Below are 8,608 nucleotides of genomic sequence, written 5' to 3'. Positions count from 1 at the left end.
TCACGTAGAGAGGTTCTACGTAACCGAAATCGAAGCAAAAGAGAGCTTCCGGTCACATAGAAGGTTTATCTATACCTAAAGAGTTGTTACATAGAAAGTGAGGATACAAGATGCGTTTTGATGAGGCTTATTCAGGGAATGTATTTATTAAGAGTCATCCAAATTTTGAGGAGAGTCAGGTTGTTCTGTACGGGATGCCGATGGATTGGACGGTTAGTTATCGTCCGGGGTCACGGTTTGGTCCGGCCCGTATCCGTGAGGTGTCGATTGGTTTAGAGGAGTATAGCGCTTATCTTGACCGGGAGCTGGAAGATATTAAGTACTACGATGCAGGCGATATTCCGCTACCATTCGGGAATCCACAAAAGAGCATTGACATCATTGAAGATTTTGTTGACCAAGTCCTTGCTGCCGGCAAGTTCCCGCTAGGCATGGGCGGCGAGCATCTGGTCTCTTGGCCGGTCATGAAAGCTATGTATAAAAAGTATCCGGATCTAGCGATTATCCATTTTGATGCCCACACCGATTTACGTGAGCAATATGAAGGCGAACCGTTGTCGCACTCGACCCCGATCCGCAAAATTGCGGAACATATTGGGCCGAGTAACGTATATTCGTTCGGAATCCGTTCAGGGATGAAGGAAGAGTTTGAGTGGGCGAAGCAAAACGGGATGCATATTTCGAAGTTCGAAGTGCTTGAGCCATTAAAAGAAATCCTGCCGACACTTGCCGGACGTCCGGTCTATGTCACGATTGACATCGATGTCCTTGATCCAGCGCATGCACCTGGCACAGGTACGGTTGATTGCGGCGGGATCACTTCAAAAGAGCTGCTTGCCTCTATTCATGCGATTGCCCGTTCTGAAGTGAACGTTGTCGGCGGGGACCTGGTTGAGGTTGCGCCAATCTACGACCCTTCCGAGCAAACAGCCAATACAGCGAGCAAGTTAATTCGTGAAATGCTGCTTGGCTGGGTGAAATAAATAGAAAAGCGGAAGCGCCTTGCCCAGGGGCGACAGGCATAAGACGAGCCGGCGAGAAGGTTGCTCTTTAACCTTCTTGACGGATTGGCTTATGACCCCGAGCGCCTAGGCGCTGGAGCTAGACAATTTTCAAATTTAAGTTGCCTGACCCTTTTTGAGGGCGGGCATTTTTTGATTTGTTCCCCATCAATGTTTATAATAGAAAAAGTATGCAATAGCGCAGTTAAGTCAATTACTAGGACTAGAACCATTCCAAAGAGTGTTACTGAGTTCCTTTTTAAAAAAGAAAAAAGGAAGTGCGATTTCGTTTGTCTAGTACGGAAATTCCTATGAAAATTAATGTGAAAACGACGATTCATCAGCATGGGGGCAAGGAAGTCTATGAGCTGGCGGTGTTTGGCCGTTATCTGCAAAAAGATGGGGCCTCGTTTCTTAAGTATGAAGAGGTGCAGGATGAGGGCAATGTTCGGACGATTGTGAAGGTGGCTGGGGATGAGGCGCTGATTTTGCGCGGTGGTGCGGTGAAGATGCGTTTGCCGTTTCGCTTGCACAAGAAGCTGCGCGGCAGTTATGAAATGCCGTTTGGTACCTTTGAGACGATGACGCTGGCAAAGTGGATTGAGCATTCGGATGGCTTGATTGATATCCTTTATGATTTTACGATGCAGGGCTCGCATGCCGGTACATACCATTTGGAAATTACCTTTCAGGAGGATAAACATGAACATAGTTGAACAAGTTCAAAGTAAGTTAAAGGAAGAGATTCGCGCGGCGGTGCTGAAGGCGGGTCTGGCAACGGAGGAGCAGATTCCTGCTGTTGTTCTTGAAACGCCGAAGGAGAAGGTGCACGGTGATTATTCGACGAATATGGCGATGCAGCTGACTCGTGTTGCGAAGAAGGCGCCAAGAGTGATTGCGGAAGCATTGATTGAGAATATAGACCGCTCAAAGGCTTCGATTGAAAAAATTGAACTGGCGGGGCCGGGGTTTATTAATTTTTATATGAATAATAGTTATTTAACGGAGCTGATTCCGACTGTTCTAAAGGCTGGTGAGCGGTACGGTGAGACCACGGTTGGCGGCAACGAGAAAATAATGGTGGAGTTCGTGTCTGCCAATCCAACGGGTGACTTGCACCTGGGTCATGCCCGCGGTGCAGCGGTCGGCGATTCGTTATGTAACATTTTGGACAAAGCGGGCTATGATGTTTCGCGTGAGTACTATATTAATGACGCTGGGAACCAGATTAATAATCTGGCACTGTCGGTGGAAGCACGGTATTTCCAGGCACTTGGTTTGGAAAAAGAAATGCCGGAGGGCGGCTACCATGGTGCTGATATTATTGGCATTGGGAAAACTTTGGCTGAAGAATTTGGAGACAAGTATGTGCATGTTTCCGTTGAAAAGCGCCAGGAATTTTTCCGTGAGTACGGTCTGAAATATGAAATGGCGAAGTTGAAGCAGGACCTTGAGGATTTCCGCGTTGGCTTTGATGTGTGGTACTCGGAAACGTCTCTTTATAAAAATGGAAAAATTGATGAGGCGTTGGCCGCATTGCGGGCGAGCGGTTATGTGTATGAGGAAGACGGTGCGACTTGGCTCCGCTCGACCGATTTCGGCGATGACAAGGACCGTGTGTTAATTAAGCAGGATGGATCGTATACGTATTTGACGCCGGATATTGCTTACCATAAGGACAAGTTGGGCCGCGGTTTTGAGAAGTTGATTAATATTTGGGGTGCGGATCACCATGGCTATATTCCAAGGATGAAGGCGGCGATTCAGGCGCTCGGGTTTAGCCGCGAGGCGCTTGAGGTGGAAATCATTCAGTTGGTTCACCTTTATAAAAATGGCGAGAAGATGAAGATGAGTAAACGGACCGGGAAAGCGGTCACGATGCGTGATTTGGTTGATGAGGTCGGCCTCGATGCGACGCGTTATTTCTTTGCGATGCGCAGCTCGGATACACATATGGATTTTGATTTGGATTTAGCTGTGTCGGAGTCGAATGAAAATCCGGTTTATTATGCTCATTATGCCCATGCACGGATTTCTAGTATTCTGCGTTCGGGTGAGGAGCAGGGTGTTCGCGTTGATGCGGATGCAGATTTTTCGTTAGTGGCATCGGAAAAGGAAATGGATTTATTGAAGAAGCTTGGTGAGTTCCCGTTGGCTGTTGGCGAGGCCGCACAGAAGCGCGTCCCGCACCGGATTACGAACTATATCTTTGATTTAGCGTCGACGTTCCACAGTTTTTATAATGCGGAAAAGGTGCTCGACCTTGATAATGTAGAGCGCACTAAGGCGCGCCTCGCGTTGGTGCGAGCGGTGCAGATTACACTCCGTAATGCGCTGGCGTTGATTGGCGTTTCTGCTCCGGAAAAAATGTAATTTCTCAGCTCCCTTACATGGTTAAGGGGGCTTTTTTTATTGTGGATGTTGTTATTGTTGTGTGAATATTCGGAATTATGAGGAGTGGACAGTAAACTTTTAATAATGGACAGTAAACTGGAAAAAGTGGACAGTAAGTTGATTAAAGTCGACAATAAATCGGAGAGTTGGACAGTAAACTAAGTAAACTGGACAGTAAAGGATCAAAACCTGACAGTAACTTGAAAAACAGGAAAAATTTATCTGGGTAAACTTGTCCATATTTATGAATATTACCTAATAAAAGGCAAATACTAGTAGGGAACTTTGAGCGAGGAGTGGATGAAGCGGATGAATGTGGGAAGAGCAAAGGAAATCGTCGAATCTGCCGATATGTTTAATGTCACTTACGAGGGGACGCCTGTGATCATTCAACATGTCGATGAGGCCACACAAGTGGCGCGAATATACTCAAGAACGGACCCCGATAATGAACGGGAAGTTCCTGTTTTAAACTTAATTGAGGAATAGAAAAGAGTCTTCGAAGTCGTTCGAAGACTTTTTTCTATTGTGTCTAGCCCAAGGACCCAGCGGCTAGTCTATTTCACCTCAACAGCACCGCCGCTGACCCGTTTAAAGCCGCGGATCCGGCTGAGATCTTCGATTAATTTCAGAGCGGCTTGATCCTTTGCTTTGGCCTCAATCATGAAATCAATATCCACACCGACTTCGCGTAGCATTTTCAAAAAAGGCATGATAAATTCAGGGTCAACAAAATCAGCGTGGGAGCGGAATTCCTTTTCGTTTTTGGGGGAGGAAATATGTACCTTCGGGATGTGGTGTGCATGCTTCCACGTCTGAAAAATCCTCGGCAGCAAATCCTCAAGTGCGGTTTCACACAGATTGGCGATATGGTGATGATAATCGAATACAAATGGTATCGTTTCCTTTTCACAGGCGGCTAACGTTTCTTCAGCATTATACGTTTTATCATCATTTTCCAGCGTCATCACGCGTTTAATCGGCGCTGGCAGCTTGGTTAAGTTTTGATGGAATCGTGGTAAAGTTTCCCGTTTATCACCATAAGCACCACCGATATGGATATTAATCAGTCCTTCCTGCTCCAGTCCCATCGCTTCAAACATTCGATAATGGTAGCTCATGTCGATCACGGCATTGTCGGTAATTTTCGTTTGCGATGAGGTAAACAAGGTAAATTGATTCGGATGAAAACTCACCCTCAGCCCTTTCCTTTTAACCAGTTCACCTATTTCCTGCCACACCAAGCGAAAGGGGGTCACAAAGTCCCAGTTCACTTCGGGATGGGTCGCTAGCGGGACAATCGAACTAGACATTCGATACAATTCAAGTTGATGAGCAATATTGTAGTAGAGCATCCTGAGGGTGTGGTCCAGATTTTGCTTTGTCACATCAAGCAATTTTTCCTGCCGTTCCTCGGGGCTTAACTGCTGATAGCGAGTAAATGTCAGCGTTTTAGCGGGCGAAGCATCCCATAAGCTAATCGCATGTGAAACATACCCAAACCGAATCTTCATAGACAAACTCCTTTTTTATAAAAAATAGGAAACGGCCGCAGCAATGCCTTCTTTGATGGTGCGGACAGGGTTCGGTTTGTTAAGTTCAGCTAATGTCAGAGGTTCTGAGTCATCGATGTCCTTTTTGAGAATATCCATCAAGCGCTCGATAAAGGCTGGGTCATAAATATAGCAATTGATTTCCTTGTTTAAATACATGCTTCGTTTATCAAAATTGGCGGTGCCGATATCGCAGAGTTTGTCATCAATGACGATTGTTTTGGCATGGTAAAAACCCTTTTTATATTGATACACTGCCGCCCCCGCTCGAATCAGCTTCCGTAAATAACGGAACGAAGCCTCTTGGACAAGCAGATGGTCAGCGGTATACGGGACGATGATGGAAAGCTGAACCCCTCGTTTTATGGCTTCAAGTAACTCGGCCAAAATCTTAGGACATGGAATAAAGTATGGAGTGCCAATGATCATCGAATGGGTTGCTTTTTGAATCAGACGAAGATAATTTTGCTCTAATTGATTGGCTTCCGTTGGAACAAACTGATGGCGGACAGGACCATCAGCCAGGGTCGGAAAATAGGCCGGATTCCCCATGATATCTTCCCCCGCATACTCGTGCCAATCAAACAGAAACTCACTTTGCAAAAAATTAACGCTCTGGCCGGTGATTTTTAAATGGTAATCGCGCCAGATCCCCAAGGAAGGCTCTTCGTCAATATATTCCTTCCCTACGTTAAAACCGCCGAGATACCCAATTTCCCCGTCAATAATCGTGACCTTGCGGTGATTCCGAATCTGCGAAGAATAAAAAAGGAAGGGAAGCTTGATTGTATTGCTAAAAGCAAATCGAACTCCCGCCTTCTGCAACGCCTTAACAGCCGCCTTCTTCACCTTCCAGCTGCCAAGCCGGTCAATAAGAAGCCGAACTTCGACCCCGGCCCGTGCCTTTTCTTTTAAAATAGAGAAAAACTCCTGACTAATCGCATCGTCTTTAACAATATAAAATAGCACATGAATATGCTTTTTCGCGTTCCGCAGTTCATGGAAATAGTCGGCGAATAACTTCTTTCCGTGGGTGAAAATATCAAAATTTCCATGTATGATGGCTGTTTCTCTTCGACTGACAATGGAAAGATGCTTCCTTTTACCTAAGATAAAATCTAATACAAGCCATAGAATGATGAAAAATAGGACTACGCTCGAAAAGAGTGCAAACGTCATCAGAATTCTTTCCTCCAATCAGTTTTGTTAGTTTTTCCGAAAGCGTTCATTTCTATAAGTTAGAGAAACTTTTCAAAAACTATTTGACTGAATGCTCATTCATAATATAATAGAGTTAAGTGTAGATTCTGAAAATTAATTATTTTCTAGAAGTTATCGGAAAGGGGCATTTGTATGAATGGTTTACTCTGGGTCAACCTGATTGCATTTCTCGCTGTAACCGCTTACGCAGTCAGTCTGTTTGTGTATGTCGTCAAAACCCGAATTGAATTTATTAAACTCGGGAAAAAGGTTGAGTTTGATAACAATGTGAAAGAGCGGCTTCAAAAAATTTGGGTCAATGTGTTTGGCCAAAAGAAACTGCTGAAGGATAAGAAAAGCGGGATCATGCACGTCATGTTCTTCTACGGCTTTATTCTGGTCCAATTTGGCGCGATTGATTTTATTATCAAAGGGATTAAACCTGGGGCACATTTGCCGCTTGGACCTCTTTATGCAGGGTTCACTTTTTTCCAAGAGCTTGTCACACTGATGATCTTAGTGGCTGTCATTTGGGCTTTTTATCGCCGCTATGTGGAAAAATTAGTCCGCCTAAAGCGGAACTTCAAATCCGGTCTTGTCCTTATATTTATTGGTGGTTTAATGCTTTCTGTTTTACTTGGTAACGGAATGGGTCTGATCTGGCACGGGGAAGAGGCTTCATGGACAGAACCGGTAGCCTCGACGATTTCGCTGATCTTTTCAGGGATAAATGAAACCGCCTCCATTGTAATTTTCTACATCGCTTGGTGGGCACACCTATTGTTCCTGTTAACGTTTTTAGTATACGTACCGCAGTCCAAGCATGCCCACTTAATTGCGGGACCAGCGAATGTTTATTTTAACCGGTTAGATAAACCAGGAAAGTTGAAAAAAGTTGATTTTGAAGATGAATCCCAAGAAACGTTTGGGGTTGGAAAAATAGAAGACTTTACGCAGCACCAAATGATCGATTTTTATGCTTGTGTTGAATGCGGCCGCTGTACGAATATGTGTCCGGCAACGGGAACAGGTAAAATGCTGTCACCGATGGACTTAATTGTCAAACTTCGTGACCACTTGACGAATCACGGTGCTGTGGTTACCTCGAAACAGCCGTGGGTGCCAACGATTGCATTTGCGAATACAAAGGGAAATCAACTGGCGCTTGCATCTGCAGGTCAAGGCGCACAGGAATCCGCTGCTACCCTTGCTTATAGCCCAAGCTTGATTGGCGATGTCATTACCGAAGAAGAAATTTGGGCATGTACAACGTGCCGGAATTGTGAAGACCAATGTCCAGTCATGAATGAGCATGTCGATAAAATTATTGACTTGCGCCGTTATTTGGTTTTAACCGAAGGGAAATTGGATGCGGATGCCCAGCGTGCGATGACGAATATTGAACGCCAAGGCAATCCATGGGGCTTGAACCGAAAGGAACGTGAAACTTGGCGCGAGGCCCGCGAAGATGTTCATGTGCCAACTGTGAAAGAGATGAATAAAGCCGGCGAAGAATTTGAATACCTTTTCTGGGTAGGCGCCATGGGCTCTTACGATAGCCGCAGCCAAAAGATTGCCTTATCGTTTGCGAAGCTGCTGAACGAAGCAGGCGTGAAATTTGCGATTCTTGGCAACAAAGAGAAAAATTCTGGTGACACACCACGTCGTCTCGGCAATGAATTCTTGTTCCAAGACCTGGCAGCGAAGAATATTGAGGAATTTGAAAAAGCAGAGGTCAAGAAAATCGTCACGATTGACCCGCATGCTTATAATATTTTCAAAAATGAATACCCTGATTTTGGCTTAAAGGATGTCGAAGTGTTCCATCATACCGAGGTTCTTTATGAGTTAGTTCGCGATGGCAAGCTCGTGCCGAAACACTCGGTCGATGAAACGATCACTTTCCATGATTCTTGTTACTTAGGCCGTTACAATGATGTCTATGATGCACCACGTGAGATTCTTAAATCTATTCCGGGCGTGAAGTTGATTGAAATGGAGCGGAACAGAGAGAAGGCGATGTGCTGTGGTGCTGGCGGCGGTTTGATGTGGATGGAGGAAGAAACCGGACACCGCATTAACGTGGCTAGGACCGAGCAGGCCCTGGCAGTTAATCCGTCGGTGATCAGTTCAGGCTGTCCGTATTGCTTAACGATGCTGTCAGATGGTACGAAGGCAAAAGAAGTGGAAGAAAAGGTTTCGACTTACGATGTGGCCGAGCTGCTTGAAAAAGCGGTTTGCGGGGAAGTGGCTTAGTTTTTAATGGGGAGCAGGAGTTCGATTTGTTTACATATTCATAAAATTTTTAAAATTTCGTGTAAAACAATTCAACTTCTGCTCTTTTTTATGTAGAATAAAGTATATGGATAAAAACGCTTACATTAACATTTTTTGAAAAAAGCAGGAGCCTGCGTTTCTTTTTTGGTTCCTACCCGAGCGAGCGTTCAGTCGCCGCGATTT

Annotated in this window: 7 protein-coding genes; 5 read left to right on the top strand and 2 right to left on the bottom strand. The window is 45.2% G+C overall.

Annotation, left to right across the window (positions count from 1 at the left end; all coding sequences use genetic code 11):
- Window positions 1-110 precede the first annotated feature (110 nt).
- The 4 genes from speB (at window position 111) to J7E67_RS22350 (ending at window position 3,884) form a co-directional block, all read left to right on the top strand.
- Window positions 111-983: an agmatinase gene (gene speB / locus J7E67_RS22365; RefSeq protein WP_214711983.1), complete on the top strand. Its 873-nt coding sequence runs from the start codon at window positions 111-113 to the stop codon at window positions 981-983.
- Window positions 984-1,312: 329 nt separating this feature from the next.
- Complete coding sequence (locus J7E67_RS22360; RefSeq protein ID WP_214712070.1) at window positions 1,313-1,717, top strand: YwiB family protein; 405 nt, start codon at window positions 1,313-1,315, stop codon at window positions 1,715-1,717.
- The gene (argS, locus tag J7E67_RS22355; RefSeq protein ID WP_214711984.1) at window positions 1,704-3,374 is read left to right on the top strand and encodes an arginine--tRNA ligase; all 1,671 of its coding nucleotides are present in this window, start codon (window positions 1,704-1,706) and stop codon (window positions 3,372-3,374) included. The genes J7E67_RS22360 and argS overlap by 14 nt, the downstream gene beginning before the upstream one ends.
- A gap of 330 nt (window positions 3,375-3,704) precedes the next feature.
- Window positions 3,705-3,884 carry an H-type small acid-soluble spore protein gene (locus J7E67_RS22350; RefSeq protein ID WP_088084773.1) on the top strand — a complete coding sequence of 60 codons (180 nt, stop codon included), beginning with the start codon at window positions 3,705-3,707 and terminating at the stop codon, window positions 3,882-3,884.
- A 68-nt stretch (window positions 3,885-3,952) separates the two neighbouring features.
- Here J7E67_RS22350 and uvsE read toward each other — a convergent pair whose 3' ends face one another.
- Together uvsE and cls are read right to left on the bottom strand one after the other, a co-directional pair.
- Complete coding sequence (gene uvsE / locus J7E67_RS22345) at window positions 3,953-4,909, bottom strand: UV DNA damage repair endonuclease UvsE (protein WP_214711986.1); 957 nt, start codon at window positions 4,907-4,909, stop codon at window positions 3,953-3,955.
- 15 nt (window positions 4,910-4,924) lie between these two features.
- Window positions 4,925-6,127: a cardiolipin synthase gene (gene cls / locus J7E67_RS22340; protein WP_214711987.1), complete on the bottom strand. Its 1,203-nt coding sequence runs from the start codon at window positions 6,125-6,127 to the stop codon at window positions 4,925-4,927.
- Window positions 6,128-6,301: 174 nt separating this feature from the next.
- Between cls and J7E67_RS22335 the strand changes: the two genes are divergently transcribed.
- On the top strand, window positions 6,302-8,404 hold the full coding sequence (locus tag J7E67_RS22335; RefSeq protein WP_214711988.1) for a (Fe-S)-binding protein: 2,103 nt from the start codon (window positions 6,302-6,304) through the stop codon (window positions 8,402-8,404).
- Window positions 8,405-8,608: the final 204 nt, after the last annotated feature.

It is taken from the genome of Bacillus sp. ISL-46, assembly GCF_018613205.1.
The sequence above is the reverse complement of the archived record's forward strand: the minus strand, read 5'-3'. Positions and strand labels throughout refer to the sequence as shown.